This is a genomic window from Neoroseomonas eburnea (assembly GCF_018129005.1).
Lineage (GTDB): Bacteria > Pseudomonadota > Alphaproteobacteria > Acetobacterales > Acetobacteraceae > Neoroseomonas > Neoroseomonas eburnea.
Window position 1 is genome coordinate 1 of record NZ_JAAEDL010000039.1, and the last position, 22,075, is coordinate 22,075.

At 71.3% G+C, this 22,075-nt stretch carries 21 protein-coding genes and 1 pseudogene; 7 read left to right on the plus strand and 15 right to left on the minus strand.

The window, feature by feature from the left end:
* Positions 1-212: 212 nt before the first annotated feature.
* The 5 genes and pseudogenes from GXW74_RS24750 to GXW74_RS24765 all read right to left on the minus strand — a co-directional run bounded on the left by GXW74_RS24750 (position 213) and on the right by GXW74_RS24765 (position 3,262).
* Positions 213-557, minus strand: a complete 345-nt coding sequence (locus tag GXW74_RS24750; RefSeq protein ID WP_338148326.1) for an ArsR/SmtB family transcription factor — start codon at positions 555-557, stop codon at positions 213-215.
* Positions 558-654: 97 nt separating this feature from the next.
* Positions 655-894 carry an ureidoglycolate lyase gene (locus tag GXW74_RS28225; RefSeq protein ID WP_338148327.1) on the minus strand — a complete coding sequence of 80 codons (240 nt, stop codon included), beginning with the start codon at positions 892-894 and terminating at the stop codon, positions 655-657.
* A 19-nt stretch (positions 895-913) separates the two neighbouring features.
* Positions 914-1,126 (minus strand): annotated as a pseudogene (locus GXW74_RS28790) (ureidoglycolate lyase); the annotation flags it as partial.
* Positions 1,127-1,187: 61 nt separating this feature from the next.
* Positions 1,188-2,285 (minus strand): mandelate racemase/muconate lactonizing enzyme family protein, encoded by a 1,098-nt coding sequence (locus tag GXW74_RS24760; protein WP_211849270.1) that lies wholly within the window; start codon positions 2,283-2,285, stop codon positions 1,188-1,190.
* 53 nt (positions 2,286-2,338) lie between these two features.
* Positions 2,339-3,262 carry a helix-turn-helix transcriptional regulator gene (locus GXW74_RS24765; RefSeq protein WP_211849271.1) on the minus strand — a complete coding sequence of 308 codons (924 nt, stop codon included), beginning with the start codon at positions 3,260-3,262 and terminating at the stop codon, positions 2,339-2,341.
* Positions 3,263-3,382: 120 nt separating this feature from the next.
* On the opposite strand from GXW74_RS24765, the gene GXW74_RS24770 reads away from it, so the two are divergent.
* A complete protein-coding gene (locus tag GXW74_RS24770) occupies positions 3,383-4,108 on the plus strand; it encodes an ATP-binding cassette domain-containing protein (RefSeq protein WP_211849272.1) in 726 nt (241 codons plus the stop codon).
* A gap of 27 nt (positions 4,109-4,135) precedes the next feature.
* Positions 4,136-4,966 (plus strand): substrate-binding domain-containing protein, encoded by an 831-nt coding sequence (locus tag GXW74_RS24775; protein ID WP_211849273.1) that lies wholly within the window; start codon positions 4,136-4,138, stop codon positions 4,964-4,966.
* 74 nt (positions 4,967-5,040) lie between these two features.
* Here the strand turns inward: GXW74_RS24775 and GXW74_RS24780 are convergent, their stop codons facing one another.
* The 4 genes from GXW74_RS24780 to dctP are packed head-to-tail and all read right to left on the minus strand — an operon-like array spanning position 5,041 to position 8,336.
* Positions 5,041-5,496, minus strand: coding sequence for a type II 3-dehydroquinate dehydratase (locus GXW74_RS24780; RefSeq protein ID WP_211849274.1), 456 nt, complete (start codon positions 5,494-5,496; stop codon positions 5,041-5,043).
* A 58-nt stretch (positions 5,497-5,554) separates the two neighbouring features.
* On the minus strand, positions 5,555-6,856 hold the full coding sequence (locus tag GXW74_RS24785) for a TRAP transporter large permease (protein WP_211849275.1): 1,302 nt from the start codon (positions 6,854-6,856) through the stop codon (positions 5,555-5,557).
* Positions 6,853-7,320: a TRAP transporter small permease gene (locus GXW74_RS24790; RefSeq protein ID WP_211849276.1), complete on the minus strand. Its 468-nt coding sequence runs from the start codon at positions 7,318-7,320 to the stop codon at positions 6,853-6,855. The genes GXW74_RS24785 and GXW74_RS24790 overlap by 4 nt, the downstream gene beginning before the upstream one ends.
* A 26-nt stretch (positions 7,321-7,346) precedes the next feature.
* Positions 7,347-8,336 carry a TRAP transporter substrate-binding protein DctP gene (dctP, locus tag GXW74_RS24795; protein ID WP_211849277.1) on the minus strand — a complete coding sequence of 330 codons (990 nt, stop codon included), beginning with the start codon at positions 8,334-8,336 and terminating at the stop codon, positions 7,347-7,349.
* 193 nt (positions 8,337-8,529) lie between these two features.
* Here dctP and GXW74_RS24800 point away from each other — a divergent pair, with 193 nt between their 5' ends.
* Genes GXW74_RS24800 through GXW74_RS24810 form a run of 3 tightly spaced genes read left to right on the plus strand, consistent with a single transcriptional unit; the run spans position 8,530 to position 10,637 of the window.
* A complete protein-coding gene (locus tag GXW74_RS24800; protein ID WP_211849278.1) occupies positions 8,530-9,267 on the plus strand; it encodes a GntR family transcriptional regulator in 738 nt (245 codons plus the stop codon).
* Positions 9,264-9,932 (plus strand): GntR family transcriptional regulator, encoded by a 669-nt coding sequence (locus GXW74_RS24805; RefSeq protein ID WP_211849279.1) that lies wholly within the window; start codon positions 9,264-9,266, stop codon positions 9,930-9,932. Before GXW74_RS24800 ends, GXW74_RS24805 begins: the two co-directional genes overlap by 4 nt.
* A gap of 48 nt (positions 9,933-9,980) precedes the next feature.
* Positions 9,981-10,637, plus strand: a complete 657-nt coding sequence (locus GXW74_RS24810; RefSeq protein WP_211849280.1) for a TetR family transcriptional regulator — start codon at positions 9,981-9,983, stop codon at positions 10,635-10,637.
* Positions 10,638-10,640: 3 nt separating this feature from the next.
* On the opposite strand, the gene GXW74_RS24815 is transcribed toward GXW74_RS24810, so the two are convergent.
* Positions 10,641-11,507 carry a shikimate dehydrogenase gene (locus GXW74_RS24815; protein WP_211849281.1) on the minus strand — a complete coding sequence of 289 codons (867 nt, stop codon included), beginning with the start codon at positions 11,505-11,507 and terminating at the stop codon, positions 10,641-10,643.
* Between the two features lie 114 nt (positions 11,508-11,621).
* Here GXW74_RS24815 and GXW74_RS24820 point away from each other — a divergent pair, with 114 nt between their 5' ends.
* Positions 11,622-13,517, plus strand: a complete 1,896-nt coding sequence (locus GXW74_RS24820) for a bifunctional sugar phosphate isomerase/epimerase/4-hydroxyphenylpyruvate dioxygenase family protein (RefSeq protein WP_211849282.1) — start codon at positions 11,622-11,624, stop codon at positions 13,515-13,517.
* A 143-nt stretch (positions 13,518-13,660) separates the two neighbouring features.
* Here the strand turns inward: GXW74_RS24820 and GXW74_RS24825 are convergent, their stop codons facing one another.
* Both GXW74_RS24825 and GXW74_RS24830 read right to left on the minus strand, forming a co-directional pair.
* Entirely contained in the window at positions 13,661-14,365 is a 705-nt protein-coding gene (locus GXW74_RS24825; RefSeq protein WP_211849283.1) for an ABC transporter permease, read from the minus strand.
* A gap of 222 nt (positions 14,366-14,587) precedes the next feature.
* Positions 14,588-15,640, minus strand: a complete 1,053-nt coding sequence (locus GXW74_RS24830) for an AbrB family transcriptional regulator (protein WP_211849284.1) — start codon at positions 15,638-15,640, stop codon at positions 14,588-14,590.
* A 281-nt stretch (positions 15,641-15,921) separates the two neighbouring features.
* Here GXW74_RS24830 and GXW74_RS24835 point away from each other — a divergent pair, with 281 nt between their 5' ends.
* Positions 15,922-17,625, plus strand: coding sequence for a metallophosphoesterase family protein (locus GXW74_RS24835; protein ID WP_211849285.1), 1,704 nt, complete (start codon positions 15,922-15,924; stop codon positions 17,623-17,625).
* A 6-nt stretch (positions 17,626-17,631) separates the two neighbouring features.
* Here GXW74_RS24835 and GXW74_RS24840 read toward each other — a convergent pair whose 3' ends face one another.
* Genes GXW74_RS24840 through GXW74_RS24850 form a run of 3 tightly spaced genes read right to left on the minus strand, consistent with a single transcriptional unit; the run spans position 17,632 to position 22,075 of the window.
* The gene (locus tag GXW74_RS24840) at positions 17,632-18,459 is read right to left on the minus strand and encodes a hypothetical protein (RefSeq protein WP_211849286.1); all 828 of its coding nucleotides are present in this window, start codon (positions 18,457-18,459) and stop codon (positions 17,632-17,634) included.
* 2 nt (positions 18,460-18,461) lie between these two features.
* Complete coding sequence (locus GXW74_RS24845; protein ID WP_246524083.1) at positions 18,462-20,972, minus strand: Lon protease family protein; 2,511 nt, start codon at positions 20,970-20,972, stop codon at positions 18,462-18,464.
* Positions 20,969-22,075, minus strand: a complete 1,107-nt coding sequence (locus tag GXW74_RS24850; protein WP_211849287.1) for a Glu/Leu/Phe/Val family dehydrogenase — start codon at positions 22,073-22,075, stop codon at positions 20,969-20,971. Before GXW74_RS24850 ends, GXW74_RS24845 begins: the two co-directional genes overlap by 4 nt.

The following is a 22,075-nucleotide window of genomic DNA, read 5'->3' on the forward strand; positions in this document are numbered from 1 at the left end:
TCGCCGCGCCGCTCCTGCTGCTCCCCTCCATCCAGGTCAACATCCGCGCCGGGCGATTCCCGCCAGCCGAGAGCAACGGGGTGCGCTACCTCATGGTGCCCGTGAAGGCGCGCCATGCCGAGGCGGTGAACTGACGCGGAACCGCCGCTTGGGCGAGTGCATGGAAGGCCTGGGCTTCGCCCCGCGAGCGGGCGCCTCGGGGGAGGCCCGGATCAGTTCTCGGCCGGGCAGAAGATCTCGTGCAGCGTGGCCATGATACGCGCCACACGCGGATCGGCGATCCGGTAGTGGATGGTGGTGCCTGCGCGACGGGTCGCCACCAGCCCATCCTCGCGCAACTTCGCCAAATGCTGCGACATGGCGGGCTGCGAGAGTCCGGCGCGCTCGGCCAGGCGGCCGACCGGCGCCTCGCCTTCGGCGATGAGCGTACACAGCACCATCAGGCGGCGCTCGCTCGCGAGCAGGCGGAGCATCGAGGCCGCTGCCGCCGCGTGTTCCTCCATCGCCATGGCAATGGCGGGATTGGCTGCCGGCAAGCCGGCGCTCAGGGTGCTCACGCCACCCTCCTTGGTGTTCGGTTTCGGGAGTCGGCCTGAAATGTAATCTTCATCGCACGCAAGACAAGCGGCGCCGCGACGCACCGCCTGAATCGGTTCAGAGGAGGTGGACCTCGAAGGGCGCGACCTCGACGAACTCGTCATCCGCGGCCGTCCCGTCCTTCCACATGAAGATGGCGAATTGCGCCGGTCGATCAATGACTGCGCATGGGTGGTGCCAGACATCGGCTCCATAGGTGACACCCTGATCGGACTGCGCCCGGAAGGCCCTGGCGCGCGCCATGTCCTGGCGGCCAGCCGGCGCATGCGGCGCGACGATGGCGAACCAGCGCCCCACCTGCATTCGGCACGAAGGATTGCGAGGAGTGCGGGTGCCGCTCCATCGTCGTCGAAGCGAGCGGGATGGCCGAGGGCTCCTTGCAGGTGAAGGACAGGCTTGCCCTGGCATACGGCCTCCGGTTCGCCAGCGCGGCGTCGATGTAGACCCGGTCCGGCGCCTCTGGCGCGGACAATACCTCGCCGAAAGGTGCGAAGGCTTCGGCGGTCAGTGGTTCGGCATTCAGGCGCAAGCGTGGACTCCGCCAGCTTCGGCACGACGATCGGGCGTGGTGCCGGCGAAGGTCCAGACGACTATCGCAGCGCGAAGTCCTTCAGCACCTCCGGCTTGAAGGCCAGGCCGTGGCCCGGCGTCTCGGGCGCCGTGATCATGCCGTTGGCGATCTTCGGCAGGCTGACGAAGATGTCGTCGAGCAGCCCCATCTGCTCCGCCCAGATGCCGTTCGGGATGCTGGCGAGCAGATGGACGTTCAGCTCGGGAAACAGATGCGGCGCGATGGTCATGCCCCAGGTCTCGGCGACGGTGGCGATCTTGCGCAGCTCGGTCAGTCCTCCACGCATCGGGTCGGGCTGCAGGATCGGCAGGCGTGGATTCTCGAAGAAGGGCTTGAGGTCGGCGCGGCCGAAATGCGTCTCCCCGCCGACCACGCGCATGTCCAATGCCTCGGCGCAGCGCAGGTAGCCGGCGTGGTCGTCGGCGAGCACCGGCTCCTCCAGCCAGTAGATGTCGAACGCCTCGAACTTCCGCCCCATCGTGATCGCGACATCGGCCGACCAGCCCATGTTCACGTCGATCATGATGTCGATGTCGGGGCCCACCGCCTCCCGCATGCGGCGGACATTATCGAGGTCGGTGCGCAGGTCGCCGATATGCGCCACCTGCATCTTGATCGCCCTGTAGCCCTGGGCGACATAGTGCTTCGCCTTGGCGATCATCCCCTCCCCGCGACTGCCGCGGAAGCAGCCGCTGCCGTAGATCGGGATATCCGAGCGGAAATGCCCCCAGAGCCGGTGCAGCGGCAGGCCGGCCGCCTTGCCCACCACGTCCCACAACGCGATGTCGATCGCCGACTGCGCCATCATCGCCACGCCGCCGCGCCCGCCGGTCAGCGTCGCGCGCCAAAGGTCGCCCCAGATCGCCTCCACCGCCGTCGCATCGCGGCCGATGACGCGCGGCACGATGGCTTCCTCGATACAGGCGCCGATCGTGCGCTGCAGCGGCAGGTTCAGCAGGTGCAGGTAGCCCATGCCCGTCAGTCCCGACGCCGTGACCACCTCGACCACCACCAGCTCGCGCATCGCGCCGAGCGCATGGCCGGCGAGCCAGGGATCATCGGCCCAGGGCATGCGCAGCAGCGTCGTCCGCACCTCGCGGATCGTCAGGTCGGTCATGGCGCTCTCCTCCGTTCCGCGCAGCCTGCGCGCGGCCCGGCGGTGCGGCAAGGCTACCCGTTGAACGCGACCGCCCCCGTGTCGCCCACCTCGTAGCCGCTCATGCGCCCCGCGCGGGCGGCGAAGGCCGGCGTGCGCGCGAAGGCGAACAGCGCCTGCAGCGGCGGCTCGAAATATTCGCGGCGCGGCAGCACGAGGTCGAAGCGTTCACGTACCAGCGGCACGAAATCGAGGCCGCGGCTGCGTGCTTCGGCGCGGATGCCGAAGCCGGCCTCGGCACGGCCTTCCGCCACCGCGGCGGCGACCTCGTCCTCGGCGCGTGCGGGCTCGGTGAGGAAGGCGACCTGGTCCAGCCGCAGCCCGGCCTCGTTCAACAGGTGAACCAGCAACACGTGGCTGCCGGCGCGGTTCTGCCGGCCGATCACGCGCAGCCCCGGCCGCACGAGATCGGACACTGCCGCGAGCCCGAGCGGATTGCCCGGCGGCACCAGCAGCCCCTGGTCACGCCAGGCCCAGACGATGCCGACATGCCCGCCGACGCCGAGTACCTCCCGCGCCGCCGGCGCGTTCCAGGCGCCGCTGTCGGGGTCGAGCAGGTGCACCGCCGCCGCCACCGCCTGGCCGGCCGCCAGCACCTCCAGCCCTTCCAGGCTGCCCCCCGTGCGCAGCGCCAAGCCGCAGCCCGACTGCCGCACCGCCCAGTCGAGCAGCGGGTCATGGCTGCCCGCCAGCACCGGCGGCGGCGTCAGGCGGCGCGGCACATCCGCCCCGTCGGCGCGGGCGGCAAGCCAACGTTCCAGCAGGGTGCGCGGAAACACCCATTTGCCGCCCAGCAGCGCCGCCGGCACCTGGCGGGAGCGGGCGAGGTCGTAGAGCGCGCGCTCGGACAGCCGCAGCCAGGCGGCGGCCTCCTTCAGGGTCAGGACATCCGGCAGCATCCGGCAATTGACGGCAAATGCCGCGCTGACGTCAAGCATCAGCATCGTTGACGGCACGATCTGCCGTGCTCACCTTGATGGCTTCGGGGAGACGCGTGTGACACGGCAATGCAGGGCAGAGGGCGGTTTCGGCGCAACGCGCGCGGCGGCGCGGCGCTGATGCGTGCGGCCGACACGATCCTCCCGCTGGAAGCCCGCGGCATCGGCTTCGCGGTCGGCGGGCTGCGCATCCTCTCGGACGTGACGCTCACCATCGCAACCGGGGCCCCGACCATCATCCTCGGACCGAACGGCGCCGGGAAATCGGTGCTGCTGCGCCTGCTGCACGGGCTGCTGGTGCCGACCGAGGGCGAAGTCGCCTGGGCCGGCCGCAGCGGGGCCGCCGCGCGCCGCCAGGCCATGGTCTTCCAGCGGCCGGTGCTGCTGCGCCGTTCGGCGCGCGCCAATGTGCTCTACCCGCTGCGGCTCGCCGGGCTGCCGGCGGCGGAACGGGAGGCCCGCGCGGTGCATGCGCTCGACCTGGTCGGCCTGTCGGCGCTGGCCGAGCGGCCGGCGCGACGGCTTTCGGGCGGGGAGCAGCAGCGCCTCGCCCTGGCGCGCGCCGCCGCGCTGCAGCCGGAGGTGCTGTTCCTCGACGAGCCTTGCGCCAGCCTCGACCCCGCGGCGACGCGCGCGGTGGAGGAGATCGTCGGCGCGCTCGCCGCGCGCGGCACCAAGATCGTGATGACGACGCACGACCTCGGCCAGGCGCGGCGCCTCGCCGGCGACGTGGTGTTCCTGCATGCCGGCCGCATCCGCGAGCACACGCCCGCGGGCGTCTTCTTCGCCGAGCCCGCGACAGCCGACGCCGCCACCTTCCTGCGCGGCGAGCTGCTGCCGCAGTAGCGCCGCCGAACCCACCGGGAGAGATCCATGTTCCGCAGAACGATCCTCGCGATCGGCGCCCTTGTCGCCCTCGCCCTGCCGGCGGCGGCGCAGGAGCGCACGATCACCGTCGCCTCCACCACCTCCACCGAGCAGTCGGGCCTGTTCGGCCACATCCTGCCGATCTTCGCGCGTGAGACCGGGATCACCGCGCGTGTCGTCGCGCTCGGCACGGGCCAGGCGCTCGACGTCGCCAGGCGCGGCGATGCCGATGTGGTCTTCGTGCACGACCGCGCGGCCGAGGAACGCTTCGTTCGGGAAGGCTTCGCCACCGAGCGCCGCCACGTGATGTTCAACGACTTCATCCTCATCGGCCCTGCCGCGGACCCGGCGCGCATCGCCGGCCTGCGCGACATCAACGAGGCGCTGCGCCGCATCGCCGCCGCCGGCGCGCCATTCGTCAGCCGCGGCGACCGCAGCGGCACGCATGCGGCGGAACTCCGCTTGTGGCGGGAGGCCGGCGTCGATCCCGCCGCCGGCCGCGGCCAATGGTACCGCGAGGTCGGCCAGGGCATGGGCCCGGCGCTCAACACCGCGGCGGCGCAGAACGCCTATGTGCTGGCCGATCGCGGCACCTGGCTGTCCTTCCGCAACCGCCAGGAGCTGCGCATCCTCGTCGAAGGCGACGCGCGGCTGTTCAACCAGTACGGCGTGATGCTGGTGAACCCGCAGCGGCACCCGCATGTGAAGGCGGCCGACGGGCAGCGCTTCATCGACTGGATCCTGTCGCCGGCCGGGCAGGCGGCGATCGCGTCGTACAGGATCAACGGGGAACAGCTCTTCTTCCCGAATGCGGCACAGGCTGAACCGGGGGCGTGAAGGAACGGGGGGAGAAGGGAACTTCTCCCCCCGTGCCCCCCTCAACCTTCTTTGGCATCGGGGGGGGGCGGTGCCTACGCCTGCTTCGCCGCCTCGGTGTCGATGAGCTCGCGGATCGAACGCATGGCGGTCGCGTATCCTCGTGCTCCGAGGCCGGCGATGACCGCGGTCGCTACCGACGAGACCAGGGAACGCTGGTAGATCGCTTCCCGGCGGTGGATGTTCGAGATGTGCAACTCGATCAGCGGTCCGTCGAACATCTTCAAGGCGTCGAGGACGGGGATCGAGCCGAAGGTCAGGCCGGCGGGATTGATGACGATGCCGGCGGCGCCGCTGTCGATCGCCTCATGGATCCACTCGACGAGCTGACCCTCCCAGTTGGTCTGGCGAAAGACGACCGTGTCCTCCCCGGCCTCGGCCCGGCACATCGCCTCGACCTCGGCGAGCGTGGTCCGGCCGTAGATCTCCGGCTCCCGCCTGCCGAGCCGGTTGAGGTTCGGTCCGTTGAGGACGTGGATGGTACGGGGCACGTCGGTCTCCTTCCTTCCCTGCGGGTGCGGGCCGGTGCCGGACTTTCCAAACGGTCTCTCAGCCCTGGTAGCCGAGCTGCCGCGGCAGCCACAGCACCAGGTCCGGCACGTAGGTGATCAGTACCAGGGTGCCGACCATGACGACGATGAACGGCACCGTGTCCCGCACGACCGCCGAAAGACGTGTGTCGGACAGCTTCGCCACGATGAACAGCAGCAGGCCGTAGGGCGGCGTGATCAGGCCGATCATGATGTTCACCACCACCACCACGCCGAAATGCACCAGGTCGACGCCGAGTGCCTGCGCCGTCGGGATCAGCACCGGCACGACCACCAGCAGGATCGTGCTGCCTTCCAGCAGGCAGCCGAGCACGAGCAGGATGAGGTTGACGGCAAGCAGGAACTGCCATTGCGACAGCTCCCAGCCCGCCAGCAGGCTGCGGACCGCGTTCGGGATGTTCTCGCTGGTCACGACGTAGTTGAAGGCGAGCGCGCCGGCGATGAGCATGCCGATCGCCGCGGTGGAGCGGGCGCTGTCCAGCAGGGTCCAGTATGCCTCCCGCGCCGGAAGGCTGCGGTAGAGCAGCGCGGCGACCAGGAAGGCGTAGGCGGCGGCGGCGCCTGCGGCTTCCGTCGGCGTCATCACGCCGCCGTAAATGCCGCCGAGAAGGATCACCGGCATCAGCAGCGCGGGCAGGGCCTCGACCGTCAGGCGCGGGAACTCCCTGAGCGGAACGCGCTCGGCCACCGGATAGCCGTGGCGATGCGCCATCCAGGTGTTGATGCCCATCTGCGCGAGCGCCATCAGCATCCCGGGGATGACGCCGCCGAGAAAGAGGTATCCGATCGAGCTGTCGGAGATCAGCGCATAGAGCACCATCGGGATGGAGGGAGGGATGATCGGCCCGATCACGGCGGTCGCGGCGGTGATGGCCGCGGCGTAGCTCGCCGGATAGGCATCGTTCCGGCGCATCATGTCGATGATGATCTTGCCGCTCCCCGCCGCATCCGCGATCGCCGAGCCGGACATGCCCGCGAAGATCACGCTCTGCACCACGTTCACGTGCCCGAGCCCGCCGCGGAAGCGCCCGACCAGCAGGTTGCAGAAGCGCAGCAGCCGGTCCGTCATGGTGCCGGCGTTCATCAGCCCGGCCGAGACGATGAAGAGCGGCACCGCGAGCAGGATGTAGCTGCCGTTCAGCCCGTTCAGCACCTGCTCGGCGGCGATCGACATGTCCTGCCCGGACAGCGCGAGGTAGATGACCGAGGCCGTGATCATGGACAGCCCGATCGGCAGGCCCAGGAGCGACAGGCCGGCGAGGGCGATGATCGTCAGCAGGAACGGGCTGTCGAGGCTCATGCGGCGCGCGGCCGCCCGGTGACGGAGCGCCAGACGATCCAGGCGTAGCGGATGATCGTCGCCACCGCGAAGACCAGATAGACGGAGTAGAGGATGTCGAAGCGGATGCCGAGATAGGCCGATTTCTCGACCTTCATGAAGGCGACGTAGTCGTAGACCGCCGGCAGCGACCAGCCGAAGACCACGACGACGACCGTACCCGTGACGGCATCGAAGATGCGCCGAACCCCCGGCGCCACGGCACCGTGGAGGATGTCGAAGCGGATCTCCTCGTCCTCCCGCAGCACCAGCGCCGCGCCCCACAGGATGCCCCACAGCCAGGCGAGGGTGGACACCTCGGTCGTCCACCCCACCGGCGCGCCGGCCAGGTAGCGCATCGCGATCTGGATGACGAAGGCGACGAACATCGCCGCCAGCAACGCGGCCAGCACGTTCTCGGCCCTCCGTCGGAACCAGCAGAGCATGCGGCAGGCCGCCATCCTCATGCGGCTCAGCGGACGGCGTTGATGCGTTCGAGGATGCCGGGCGGCCAACTCTGCGATTGCGCGGAGGCGAGGTAGCGGCGCTGCGCCTCCGCGCGGAAGGCGGCGACGTCGGGCTCATAGACCTCGAGCCCCTGGGACCGGAAGAAGGCGACCACCTCCTGCTCCTGCGCGAGATGGCGCTCGGTGCTCTGGTCGATCGCCTTGTTCGCCGCGGCCTGGATGGCGTTGCGCTGCGCCGGGCCCAGGCTGTCCCAGAGCCGGGCGGAGACGGAAAGCAGGTCGTAGGCGACCAGGTGGCTGGTCAGCACGAACTGCGTCGTGACCTCGTGGAAGCGCATGGTGCGGCTGGTGGGCAGCGGATTGTCCTGCCCGTCCACCGTGCCGGTCTGCAGCGCGGTGTAGAGTTCGGCGAAGGCCACCGGCGTGGGGTTGGCGCCGAGCGCCTCGCCGAGGAACTGCCAGGTTTCGCCGGGCGGCATGCGCAGCTTCAGCCCCGCCATGTCGGCGGGTGTGCTGATACGCTTCCGCGGGCGCAGGTTCACGTGCCGCGTGCCGAAATAGAGCGGGCCGAGGACATGGACGTTGAGCTGCTCACGGGCCATGCGGTTGAATTCGGCGCCGATCTCCCCGTCGAAGACCTTGCGCATGTGGCTCGCGTCACGAAACAGGTAGGCGGAGGCCATCACCGACCAGGCCGGGATCTGCCGGGAGAAGTCCTGCGGCGCGAGGTTCGCCATCTCGACATTGCCGCGCTGGATGGCGACGAGCTCCGTGCCCTGGCGGAACAGCGTCGCGTTCAGGTGCAGCTCGACGTCGAACTCGGCGGCGAGGTCGCGCTGGAAGCCGCGCATCGCCTCGGCACGGATGTCCTGGTCGGAGAAGACCGCCGTGAAGCGGATGCGCCGGCGCGCCTGCGCCCGCGCGGGCGCGACCGGCGCGGCGAGCGCGAAGGCGGCAGCCGACATGACGGACCGGCGCCCGATTGGCGATCGCATGGGCGTTCTCCCTTCCCTGGACGTTCTCTTTGGCCGCAACGCGGCTTCGGCAGGGAACGCTACGGGCGGGCGGAAGCCGGATCAATAGCGATTTCACGAAATATAGGAGATTGTGTCTAATACCGGTTATTGCAGCTATGCGGAGGCTGCGCCGATACTGCCCCGGCAGAGTCTCGCCAGCAGGAGTGCCAGGGTGACGCCAACCGCGGGTGAAACGCCGGGCGAAGCCGCTTATCGCCGCATCCGCGCCGATGTCGTGCTCGGCCGGCTCGCCCCGGGGCGGAAGCTCGGCCTCGAGGGGCTGCGGGAGATCTACGGCGTTGCCATCGGCACCCTGCGGGAGGCGCTGAACCGTCTGGCCTCGGAGGGCCTGGTGCTGGCCGAAGGGCAGCGCGGCTTTGCCGTGGCTCCGGTCTCGGCCGAGGATTTCCACGAAGTCGCCGAACTGCGCCTGCTGCTCGAATGCCACGCGATTGAGGCCTCCTTCGCCGCCGGCGACCTGGACTGGGAGGGGCAGGTCGTCGCCGCGCACCACAAGCTGGCGGTGCTGGAGCGGCGGTTGATGGCGGGCGAGGCCGCCGACGCCTCGCTGTGGAAGCGCTACGATCGGGAATTCCACCAGGCCCTGATCGCTGCCAGCGGCTCGGCGACGCTGCTCGAGACCTATGCAACGGCCTTTGATCGCTTCCTGCGTTACCAGATGGTCGCGGTGGTCTTCCGCGGCGCCGTCGCCGCGGTTCAGCATGCCGAGCTGCTGGACTGCGCCCTCGCGCGCGACTCCGCCCGGGCGCAGGGCGTGCTGCGGGACCATGTGCAGGGCTGCGTGGACCATGTGATCCAGGGCGGGGCGCTGGCACCCTTCGCATCGCTCCGCCGCCGGCCGCCTTCGGCCGAAGCGCTGGCTGCGCGGCCGCGGAGGATCAGTCGGTGACCGACGCCGGCTTCTCGGGCGAGGTCGCGAGCGAGCGAGCCTGGCGCCTGATCCGCGCCGACATCCTGCGCGGCGCCCTCACCCCGGGCCAGAAGTTGAGGCTCGAGGGACTGCGCGAGAGCTACGGCGTCGGCGTCGGCACGTTGCGGGAAAGCCTGAGCCGGCTGATCACCGAGCGCCTCGTCGTCGCGGAGGGCCAGCGCGGCTTCGAGGTCGCGCCCTTCTCCGCGAAGGAGCTGCGCGAGCTGGCGCAGCTCCGCCTGCTGCTGGAGGGCCATGCGCTGGAGCACGCCCTCCGCGCCGGGGACGTGGAGTGGGAAGCGCGGGTCGTCGCCGCCCACCACAAGCTCTCCCAGATGGAGGACCGGCTGCATGCCGGTGACGGCAAGGCGCTCGAGCCCTGGCGGCGCTTCGACTCCGAGTTCCATCGGACACTGATCTCGGCCTGTGGCTCGCGCGCCCTGATGGCGGCCCATGGCACGGTCTTCGACCGCTACCTGCGCTACCAGAACCTGGCGCTCGGATTCCGCGGGGACATCGCGGTACGCGAGCACCGGGCGCTGCGCGACGCCGCGATCCGACGGGATGCGGCGGCCGCGCGGGAAATCCTCTCCGCGCATATCCTCGGCGGCGTCGAGCACGCCCTGGCGGGCGGCACGCTCTGACACGACGCGGCGTCTGTGGCAGAGTGCCTCAGTCGTAGCGGAGAGGCCATGCGCAGCACCCCGGAGTTCGAGCAGGCAAGCCTGCCGGCGCGTCGCCGCATGCCCGAGCAGACGCGCCGGGAAGTGCTCGAGGCAGCGATCGCCGAATTCAGCGAGAAGGGCTTCTCGGGCGGGCGCGTCGACGAGATCGCCGCGCGGATGCGCACCACGAAGCGCATGATCTACTACTATTTCGGCGGCAAGGCGCAGCTCTACGCCGCGGTTCTCGAGCACCTCTACGGCCGCATGCGCGACGCCGAGCAGGCGCTGCGGCTGGACATGCTGCCGCCCCTCGAAGCCCTGCGCCGCCTGGTCGAAGTGACCTTCGACCACCATGCGGCGCATCCGGAATTCGTCCGTCTGGTAAGCGTCGAGAACATCCACGAGGCGCGGATAGTCACCGCCTCCGCGACCATCCCGGCCCGCAACGCCGCGATCATCGGCGCGCTCGCGGCGCTGATCGCGCGCGGAGAGGCGGCGGGCGCATTCCGGAGGGGGCTCGACGCGCTCGACCTCCATATGCTGATCAGCGGGTTCTGCTTCTACCGCGTCTCGAACCGCCACACCCTGAGGGCGATCTTCGGTGCCGAGATGGGAGCGCCGGAAACCGTCGCGGCGCATCGCCGCATGATCGTGGAGGCGGTGCTGCGCTACGTGCAGCCGTGAGCCTCAGCGCCCCGTCATCTCCGCGAAGTGGCGCAGCATCCGCCCGGCGTCCGGAGCGATGCCGGTGAAGAGACGGAAGGCACCCACGGCCTGGAACACCGCCATGCCGCCGCCATCGAGCGTGCGGCAGCCGATCGCGCGCGCGGCGCGCAGCAACTCGGTCTCGAGCGGGAAGTAGACGGCGTCCGCGACCCAGATCCCGTGCCGCAGGAGCGAGACGGGCAGCGGCGTACCGGGGTGCTTCGCCATGCCGACCGGTGTGCAGTTCACCAGCCCGTCCGTCGCGGCCATGACCGATGCCGGGTCCCTGCAGGCCACGGCGCGGCCGGCCCCGAACCGGGAGGACAGACCGGTGGCGAGCGCCTCGGCGCGCGACGCTTCCGCATCCGCGATCGCGAGACGGCCCACGCCCTCAGCCAGAAGCGCATGCCCGACCGCCGCGCCCGCCCCGCCGGCACCGAGCAGCAGCACATGCCCGCGTGGCGCGCCGGGAAGACCGCGGCGGAAGGCCTCGGCGAAGCCCGATCCATCGGTGTTGTGGCCGATCCTCCGCCCGTCGCGCAGGACCACCGTGTTGACCGCGCCGAGCGCCCGCGCCTCCTCCGACAGATCGTGCAGCAACGGGATCACCGCCTGCTTGCAGGGGAAGGTGATGTTCAGCCCGGCGAAGCCCATCCGCTCCGCCGCGGTCAGCAGCTCCGGCAGCGCCTCCGGCCCCAGGCCGAGCACCTCCAGGTCGATGCGGCGATAGACCAGGCGCAGCCCCTGTTCCGCCCCCTCACGCTCATGCAGCGCTGGGGTCAGGGAGGCCTGGATACCGTACCCGATCAACCCTTCCAGCACCGATGGACGCTGGTCCCATCGCCTCATGCCGAACTCCACCGACGCCCATTGCCCTTGCCTGATCAATGAACGAACCAGTACATACAGGTCAATGTCGCTCCGGGCTCCACCCTCGGGGCCGAAGACGCCGCGGGGACCGACGTGAACGTTCCGCCTCGCCTGCCGACCGCCATCGCCACGGTCTGCTTGTCCGGCACCCTGCCCGACAAGCTGGAAGCGGCCGCCGCCGCCGGCTTCGACGGCGTGGAGATCTTCGAGAACGACCTGCTCACCTTCGACGGCACGCCCGGTGACGTCCGGCGCATGTGCGAGGATCTTGGCCTCGCGATCGCCATCTTCCAGCCATTTCGAGACTTCGAGGCGATGCCGGAGCCACAGCGCACCCGCAACCTCGACCGCGCGGAGCGGAAGTTCGACACCATGCAGGCGCTCGGAACCGACCTCCTGCTGGTGTGTTCCAGCGTGCATCCGGCCGTCCTGCCGGAGCCGGAGCGCGCCGCGGCGGATTTCCGCGAGATGGCCGAACGCGCCGCGCGCCGTGGGCTGCGCATCTGCTACGAGGCGCTGGCCTGGGGACGGCACGTCAACCGTTGGCGGCAGGCCTGGGAGATCGTGCAGCGCGCCGACCATCCGGCGCTCGGCCTTTGCCTCGACAGCTTCCACACGCTCGCGCCCGGCGACGACCTCGCCGGCCTCGCGGCGACGGTGCCGCCGGAGAAGCTCTTCTTCCTCCAGCTTGCCGATGCGCCGAAGCTGTCGATGGATGTGCTGACCTGGAGCCGCCACCATCGGCTCTTCCCTGGCCAGGGCGAGCTGCCGGTTGCGCCGTTCCTGGCGGATCTGCTCGCCGCCGGCTATACGGGGCCGCTCTCGCTCGAGATCTTCAACGACGAGTTCCGCGCCGCGCCCTCGCGCCGGATCGCTCGCGACGGGCTGCGCAGCCTGACCTGGCTGGAGGAGCAGGTCGGCCGCGCACCGCTGCCGGGGCTGCCGCTGATCTCCGGCATCGAGTTCGTGGAGTTCGCCGTCGATCATGCGGCGGGCGAGGCGCTCGGGCGCTTCGTCGAGACGCTCGGTTTCCGCCGCGCCGGCCGGCACCGCTCGAAGGATGTCGAGCTGTGGCGGAACGGCGGGGTCAACCTGGTGCTCAACAGCGAGCCGGACAGCGCGGCCGCCGAGCACTTCGTCCTGCACGGTCCCTCGGTCTGCGCCATGGCGTTCCGGGTGGACGACCCCGAGCGCGTCGTCGCGCGGGCGGAGGCGCTGCAGTACTCCATCTGGCGCGAGCGCATCGGCGCCGGCGAGCGGCGCATCCCCGGCGTGAGGGCGCCCGACGGCACGCTCATCTACCTGGTCGGGGAAGCCGCTGTCCGGGCGCGCCCCATCTGGGAGGACGACTTCCATCTCCAGGCGGGGAAGGACAGCGCGACCCTGCTCGGTGTCGATCATGCGGCGCAGGCCGTGACGCCCGGCATGATGGACAGCTTCGTGCTGTTCTTCCGCGCGCTGTTCGGGCTGGAGCCGGACATGCCCTGGGACCTGCCCGACCCCTATGGGCTGGTGCGTTCCCGTGCCTTCGTCGGCGGCGGAGGCAGCATCAGGCTGCCGCTCAATGTCTCGGAAAGCGGCCGGACGGGCACGGGGAGATTCGTGTCGGCGGTGGCCGGCGCCGGTGTGCACCACATCGCTTTCGCGGCGGCGGATGCCGCTACGGCGGTCGAGGCGGCGGCGGCGCTCGCCGCGCCGCTGCTCGACATCCCGGAGAACTACTACGAGGATCTCGGCGCACGCTTCGGCCTCGCCGAGGAGGAGCTCGCCGAGCTCGCGCGGCTTCACCTCCTCTATGATCGCGACGCCGCCGGCGGCACGTTCCGCCACGCGTACACGCATGCCTTCTGCGACCGCTTCTTCCTGGAGATCGTATCGCGCAGCGGTGGCTATACGGGCTTCGGCGCGGCGAATGCACCGGTCCGGATGGCGGCGCAGACACGCGGTGGCTCCAAGACCGGATCCGCGGGGCTGCGACGGCGGGATTGACGCTCGGCGTCCGGACTGGGTTGGCGCATCCGCGGCCGGACAGAGCGGTTCCCACCATCGGGACTGCCGTGCCCCCACCCGCGAACCCTCAATAGCCAAAGAAGGGAGGGGGGATCGGGGGAGGTTCCCCTCCCCCGACCTTGCTACCCCGCCCAGCGCCCCGCCACGTCCCGCAGCCCCTGCGCCAGCGCGTTCACCACTGCGACGATCGCCATCAGCACCATGCCGAGCGCGAGCGCCAGCGGCAGGTCGCCCTTGGATGTCTCCAGCGCGATGGCGGTGGTCATCACCCGCGTATAGCCCTCGATGTTGCCGCCGACGATCATCACCGCGCCGACCTCCGCCGCGGCGCGGCCGAAGCCCGCGAGCAGCACGGTGAGCAGCGCGAAGCGCCCGTCCCACAGCAGCGTCGGCACCGCGCGAATGGCCGAGACGCGGAAGGAGCGGAGCTGTTCCCCGTACTCCTCCCACATGCCTTCCAGCACCTGGCGCGCCAGCGCCGCGACGATGGGCGCGATCAGGACCGCCTGGGCGATCACCATCGCCGTCGGCGTGAAGAGCAACCCGAGCGGCCCGAGCGGCCCCGCGCGCGACAGCAGCAGATAGATCAGCAGGCCGCAGAGCACAGGTGGCAGGCCCATCAGCGCGTTGAGCGCGACGATCACCGCGGCGCGCCCGGGAAAGCGCGCCACCGCCAGCAATGCGCCGAGCGGCAACCCGACCAGCGCCGCGACCGCCAGCGCCGACAGGCTCACCTGCAGCGACAGCAGCACGATGCCGAGCAGTGCGGGGTCCGCTCCCGAGACCAGGCCGATCGCAGCCTCGAAGGCGCTGCCGAGGTCATTCATGGCGTTCCTCCCCCGACCGGCACTGGTGTCGATGCGGCATGGCTCCCACGCATAGCGCGGCGGGCCACGCGTGCAAGCGTGGCGTGGCCGGTCTGCTCAGGAGTTCCTGTACCGCTGATGACCTCATCGGCCAGGCTCGGCGGTATGGCGTGCGGGGCTGGTGGGGCGGCTGCGCGCGAAACCAGGACTCTGATGCCGAGTCAGCCGAACGGCTGGCCGGCATCAGTCCTGACCGCCGCGCCGGTGCAGCAGCCGGAAGGCAGGCGGCGTCAGCACGGTGACAAGGAAGATGCGCGTCACGTGCAGCGTGACGATCAGCGCCACGTCCATGCCGAGCACCTTGCCGGTCAGGCTCATCTCGGCAACGCCGCCTGGCGCGGTGCCGAGCAGCATGGCGCCCATCGGCTCCCCGAAGGCCCAGGCGAGCAGCCCGCCCGCCACGGCGCAACCCGCCATCAGCATGAGCACCTGCGCGACGGCATGCGGCAGGAAGCGCCGCAGGGGGCGGATGCTCTCGCGCCCGAAGGCGGCACCCAGGCTCACGCCGAGCACCACCTGCGCCAGCGCCGAGAGCCAGGCCGGCACGCCCGACAATGTGAAACCGGAAGCGGTCAGCGCCGCCGTCACGGCCAAGGGCCCGAGCATCCACCCGGCACGTACGCCGATCCGCACCAGCAGCGCACCTGCCGCGAAGCCGCCGGCGATCTGCAGCGCCAGGACCAGCGGCAGGAACGGCAGCACGGTGGACGCCTGCGGCACGTTCCCCGTCAGCCCCGCGAGGGCGAAGATGTTCGGCACCAGCACGACGACGGAACAGACACGCAGAAGCTGCGCCAGCGCCACCGGCGCCGGCCGCCCGCCATAGGCTTCCGCCAGCAGCGCCATGTCCGCCACGCCGCCGGGGATGGAGGCGAACCACGCCGTCGCCATGTCCACCCTGCCGCGCTGCGCGAGCAGCGGTGCCAGCGCCGCGCCGATCGCCAGGGTGACGAAGGCCGCGAGCACCAGCAGCGGCGCCTTGGCCATCAGCAGTGCCGCCGTTGTCGGCGTGAAATAGGTCCCGAGCGCGATGCCGATGATACCGAGGAAGGCATTGCGCAACCTCGGCTCCGCCGCAACGGCCAGCCCCGAGAGCCGTGCCGCGGCGACGGCGACGAGCGACCCGATCAGCCAAGGCAGCGGCAGGTGCAACGCCACGAAGGCCGCGCCGCCCATCCCGCCGAGGAGGATGCCGAGCGCCAGGCGCAGCGGCGTGGGCCAGGCCTTTACGGCCATCGCACCCGGGTGCCGGCGGCATCCTTCGAAAGCTGCTTCACGCGACCTGCCCCATCACTGCCCAGCCCCCTGTAGCACGCGGCGCCCACGCCTCGGCGACGAGCGCAAGACGAACTGCGTCCACGGCGTTGGAAGCAATTGCGGGGCCATCGTGCGGCGGCGCGGCGCCGGCGCACGGCCGCGGCCCGACGCGCATCGGGACCGGCGGCGGAATCCGCCACGGTTGGTGCGACCCCGAGGGCCCCGTATAGGATGCCGCAACTTCTCCGGAACCCGCTGACATGTCCTTCGCCGATCCGCGCGACGGCGACCTCGAGGATGACGCCTCGAGCACCACGCGCCATTCACTGCTCGGCCATGCCACCCACATCCTGCTGGAGATCAGCCTGCCCAAGCTGGTGCTCGCCGCGTTCCTCCTGCTGGTGGTGCCGGCGGCGCTGATCGGCGCGGCGCCCAAGGCCGCGCTGTGGTTCAGCGCAACGGTGTGGAACCAGGTGTCGGGCGCGGGCCGCGTGCTCTCGGTGCTGGCCTTCGCCGCCATCGCCGGCCTCGTCGCCTGGCGCTGGGGCGGCAGGCTGTTCCGGGCGGTGGAGCGGAACTTCTGGTCGCTCAACGCGGCGCTGGTGCAGCCGCTCTACATGGGTCTGCGCGAAGCCGTCGCGCTGCTGACCGAACGCATCGCACCGACCGGCGGCTTCGCCCGCGCGCGGCGCATCGCGGGGCTGGCGGCGGGGCTGCTGCTGGCGCTTGCCGCGGCCGGGATCGCCTGGGCGGTCGGGCCGCTGCCGACGGTGATCGTGGAGGACACCAGCCCGGCGGGGCTGCTCCACGCGGCGAAGGATTCGCTGCGCAACGGCATCTGGGCCGTCGCGGTCTACCTGATGGTCGGCGCGCCGGCCTGGAGCATCGCCGAGGCCGTCGCCGGCACGCCGCAGGACCTCGGCGAGGCGCCGTCCGGGGAGGCCGCCTGGCGCGTCGCGCATCTCTCCGACATCCACGTCGTGGGCGATCCGCACGGCTTCCGGCTGGAATGCGGCCGCGACGGGCCGCGCGGCAATGACCGCCTGGAGCGCGCCTTCACGGCGCTGGAGCGGGAGGATGCGACGCGGCGCATCGACTGGGTGCTGATCACCGGCGACATCACGGATGCGGGGCGCAACGCCGAGTATATCGCCTTCGAGGATGCGGTCGCCGCGCATCCGTCGCTGCGCGAACGCATGCTGATCATTCCCGGCAACCACGACATCAACATCGTGGACCGTGCCAATCCGGCGCGGCTCGAACTGCCGGTCGCGCCCGGCGGCGCGCTGCGCCGGCTGCGCATGTTGGCGGCGATGGCGCGACTGCAGGGCGATCGCGTGCATGTGGTGGACCGGCGTGCCCGGCGCATCGGCATGACCCTGAACGCCTGGCTGGCGGAAGGCGGGCGCGGGGCGGCACTGGCGCGCTTCATGGACCATGGCGGCATGCGCGCCGGCCTCGCCGCCCGCGAGACCTGGGATGAGGCATTCCCGCTGGTCGTGCCTCCGCCGGTGCCGGACGGGCTCGGCGTCCTGCTGCTCGATTCCAATGCGGAGACGCATTTCTCCTTCACCAATGCCCTCGGCATGGTGGGCATGGCGCAGCTCCGCGCGGCGGAGGCGGCGATCGCCAGCCATCCCGCGGCGCGATGGCTGGTCGTGCTGCACCATCACCTGATCGAGTACCCCCGCCCCGGCGCGCCGCTCGCCGATCGCATCGGCACCGCGCTGGTCAACGGCCATTGGGTGCTGCAACGGCTGCGCCGTGTCGCGCCGCGCATCCTGGTGCTGCACGGGCACCGGCATTTCGATTGGATGGGACGAAGCGGCCCGCTGCGGATCCTCTCCGCACCCTCGCCGGTGATGGGAGAGGGTGGCTATTTCTGGATCCACGCCCTGGCGCCAGCACCTGGCGGTGCACTTGCGCTGCTGGCGCCGCGGCACGTGGCGCTCGCGGACGACTGATCGCGGTCACCGCACCAGCACGGGCGCGTGCCGCTGCGCCGCCAGCCGCGGCGCGCCATCCCCGCCGAAAGCCGCCGCCACCTCGCGTGCAAGCACGAGCAGCCGTTCCCGCGCCGTGCCAAGGCCTTCCGCGATCGCGCCGGCACTCAGCGCGCGCAGCGGCCGGGCCTTGACCCGCACCTCCCCGAGGCCACTGGCGTGGGCGCGTTCCGCTGCTGCCTCGGCCGAGAGGCCGGCGCCCGGCGGCTGCAACAACAGAAGGTCCTCCCCCGACGCCGCAGCCAGGCGCAGCGCGAGGTCGAGCGGTGCCATCCCCGCCGCTTCGCTGATGGAAACAACCGGCCCGCGCGTGCGGCCCCCCCCCGGCGGGAGCAGCAGCACGGGCGCATCCGACCGCAGCGCCGCGTCCCAGGCCCGCGGGAAGGCGCCGAAGCTGCGACCGGCCGCGGTGCCCGGTGCGACCAGGGCGAGCATGTCCGCATCGCCGCGCAGCCCGGCGAGGCAGGCAGCGGGATCGCCGCGCACCACCTCGAAGCCGGCGGGAATGCCGAGCCGCGCGCAGTGCTGCTCCAGCAGCCGGCGCAGCCGTGCCGCCGTTTGGCCGAGTTCCGCCGCCACCTGCGGCGCCTCGATCGTGCTCCAGGCGTGGCTCGGCAGGCGGAGTTCGCGCGCGAAGGGCAGCGCGGCCAGCGCAAGCAGTGCCTCGTCCTCCACGAAGACGCCGAGCAGGTCGAGCTCGAGCATCCGGGCAATCAGCGCCGCGGCCTCGATCCCGTCGTGGCCCGCCGCGGCCTGGCCAAGGTCGAGAAGCAGGCGGCGAGGCGTCGGTGGCATGGTCATTCCTCCTCCTCGCCGTGATGGGCGCCTTCGCGCCGCTGGGCGGCGAAGCGGGCGAGCGACGCCTCGACCCGGGCGTTCACGCTGCCATAGGGGAACTTGCCGTCCACGCCGCGCTGGCCCGGCTCCCGGCCGGTCAGCAACTCGGCGGCCTGGTCGATGGTGCGCACGGCGTAGATGGCGAAGCGGCCCTCGGCGCAGGCCTGAACCACATCGGCGCGCAGCATCACATGCTGCACGTTGGACTCCGGGATGATGACGCCCTGCGTGCCGGTCAGGCCACGCGCGGCGCAGATCTCGAAGAAGCCCTCGATCTTCTCGTTCACCCCGCCGATCGGCTGGATGTCGCCATGCTGGTTCACCGAACCGGTAATGGCGAGGTCCTGGCGCAGCGGCAGGCCCCCTATGGCCGAGAGCAGGGTCAGCAGCTCGGCCGCCGAGGCACTGTCGCCCTCCACCTCCCCGTAGGATTGCTCGAAGACCAGGCTCGCCTGCAGCGACATGGCGGAATCGAGCGCGTAGCGTCCGGCGAGGAAGCCCGAGAGGATCATCACCCCCTTGGAGTGGATCGGCCCGCCGAGCTCGACCTCCCGCTCGATGTCGAGGATACGCCCGCCGCCGGCGCGCACGCGCGCGGTGATGCGCGTCGGCCGCCCGAAGGCAAGGCCGCCGAGGTCGTAGACGCTGAGCCCGTTCACCTGCCCGATGCGCTCGCCCTCGGTGTCGATCAGCGCCACCCCGCGCAGGATGGCGTCGCGCGTCAGGACCTGCGGGCGCTCCAGCCGGCGGCGCTGTTCCTTGACGGCGCGGTCGATATCCTCCCGCGCGATCGTCGCCCGGCCCGCGGCGCCGGCCCAGTGGGCAGCCTCGATCACCAGGTCGCGCAGGTGTTCGACCAGCAGGGTCAGCCGTTCCGAATCGCCGGCGAGGCGCGCCGCGTGCTCCACCATGCGCGCCACGGCGCCGCGGTCGAGTGGCCCGGTCTTCTCCTGCCGCGCCAGGGTGGCGACCATGCGGGCGAGCAGCGCCTCGTTCTCCGGCGTACGTTCCGCCTCGTCGTCGAAATCGGCCACCACCTTGAAGTGGCGTTCCAGCTCGGGGTCGTAGGCGGCGAGCAGGTAGTAGAGGAAGCGTTCCCCCACCAGCACCACCTTGGCGTCGAGCGGGATCGGGTCTGGCTCGAGCGACACGGTGCTGGTCAGGCCGACGAAGCGGGCGATGTCCTCGATGGTGATGCGGTCCCGCGTCAGGGTGCGCTTCAGCGCTTCCCAGGAGAAGGGCTCGGTCAGCAGGGCGCGGGCGTCGATGACGATGGTGCCGCCATTCGCACGGTGCAGGGAGCCCGGGCGGATCATGCGGAAATTGGTGACCAGCGCGCCCTGCACCGGTAGGTGCTCGATGCGGCCGAGGAGGTTCGACAGCGTCGGGTGCAGTTCCTCGACCACCGGCGCGCCCTCGGTGTCGCCGTCACGAGTGACGAGGACATTCACCGCATAGCGGTCGAGCGGCGCGCCGGCGCGCAGCCCGAACGGCATCCCCTCCGCGCCCTGGCCCTGCGGCTCGAGGATGAGCTGCACATTGTCCACCAGGTCTGCGCGCACCGCCTCGATATGCGCCGCCACCTCGGGCAGGTCGGCAAAGGCCGCGGCCGCGTCCTCGACGGCGGCATCGATGACGAATTTCGCCGTCTCCCGGTCCAGCGCGCGGACGGCGTCGCGGCGCTGCTTCTCATATCGTGGGATCGCGCGCAGCGTCTGCTCGAGTTCCTTCTCGATGCGCTCGATGTGCTCGCGGATCTCCTTCTGCTGTTCCTCGGGCCAGGCGGAGAATTCTTCCGGCGGCACCACCTTGCCGTCCTTCACCGGCGCGACGCCGAAGCCCATTGGCGTGCGCAGGATGGCCACGCCCTCGGCGGTCGCCTTCTCGGCCAATGCGCCGAAGGCCTTCTCCGCCTCCCCGTGCAGGGAGGATTCGATGGCGCTGCGGCGGCGCTGGTAGTCCTCGCCCTCGAAGGTGGCCGGCAGCGCCGCGCGCAGTTCCTCGATCATCTCCGCCATAGCCGCCTGGAGCGCCGGCCCGCGGCCGGCGGGCAGAGACAGCGCGCGCGGCCGGTGCGGCGCGGCGAAATTGTTGACATAGACCCAGTCCGGCGGCGCCGGGCGGCAGCTTGCCGTCTCGGCCAGCAGGGCGCGGATCGACTCGCCGATGCGCGCGCCGCCAGGTCCGATGGCGAAAATGTTGAAGCCACGGGCATCGATGCAGGTGCCCATCGCGATCGCATCCCGCACCCGCGCCTGGCCGGGCAGGCCGGCCAGGGGTTCGAGGTCGGCCGTGGTCTGGAAGGCGAGGCCGGAGAGGTCGGCGGGGCGATAGAGCCGCTCCGGCGGCAGCGGACCCGGCGGCGCGGCAGGCGGCGCGGCGCCGTCCTCCCGCCCGGCAACGACCGGGAGGTGCGGTTTCGCGGCCTGAGGCGGGGTGCGCCGGCCGCGCTGGCCCGGGCGCATCGTCATGCGAAGCGCCGCAGCGCCATGGCGGCGCGGACGCGCCGCTCGGCGAGCCTCAGGGCCGCGGCGCGCGGCGGGGTGCCGGCGCGGGCGGCCTCCTCCAGCACCGCTTCGGTATTGGCGTGGATGCGCGTGGTGATGGTGTGAATGGCGTCCTCCTCGTTGCCTCCATGATACTCCACCGCCGCGCAGATGACGCCGCCGGCGTTGGCGATGAAATCGGGCAGCACCAGCACACCGCGCGCGTGCAGCGCCGCCTCGGCTTCGGCGGTACAGGGGATGTTCGCGCCCTGGGCGAGGATGCGCGCCTGCAGCCGGTGCACGTTCGTGGCATCGATCACGTCCGGCCGCGCGGCGGGGATCCATATGTCGCAAGGCACATCGAGGATGGCGTCACGGCCCGCCCTGCGGCCGGCCGCGTGGTCCGCGAGCGGTCGCCCGGCCGCCTTCAGCGCGGCGAGCGCCGCGACGTCGAGCCCGGCCGGATCGATGATCGTGCCCATCGTATCGCTCGCCGCCACCAGCGCCGCGCCCTGCGCCACGAGCACGCGCGCCGCGTGATGGCCGACGGCGCCGAAGCCCTGTACCGCGACACGCGCACCGGCGAGCGGCAGGCCGACGCGCGCCGCCGCCACGCCGACCGCGGCCCCAAGGCCGATGCCGGTGGCGCCGATCTCATCCAGCGGGATGCCGCCGATGGCGCGCGGCAGGCCGACGGCGCGACCGGTCTCCTCGCGGATCCAGGCCATGCAGGTCTCGTTGGTGCCCATGTCGGGGCCCGGGATGTAGGCGGCGACGTCGCGGGTCGCCTGGGCAAAGGCGCGCAGCAGCGCCTCCTTCCGTGCGGCGGGGGCACGCGGGTCGGCGATGACCACCGCCTTGCCGCCGCCGTGCGAAAGGCCGGCCGCGGCATTCTTCATCGTCATGGCGCGGGCGAGGCGGAAGGCCTCCCGCGCATCGGCATCGGCCGCCATGCGGACGCCGCCGATCGCCGGGCCGCAGGCGGTGTTGTCCACAACCAGAACCGCGCGCAGGCCGATCCCGGGGCGGTGGATGTGGACCACCTGCTCGGGGCCGAGATCGTCGGCGAAGGCGAAGGGGTCCGTCAT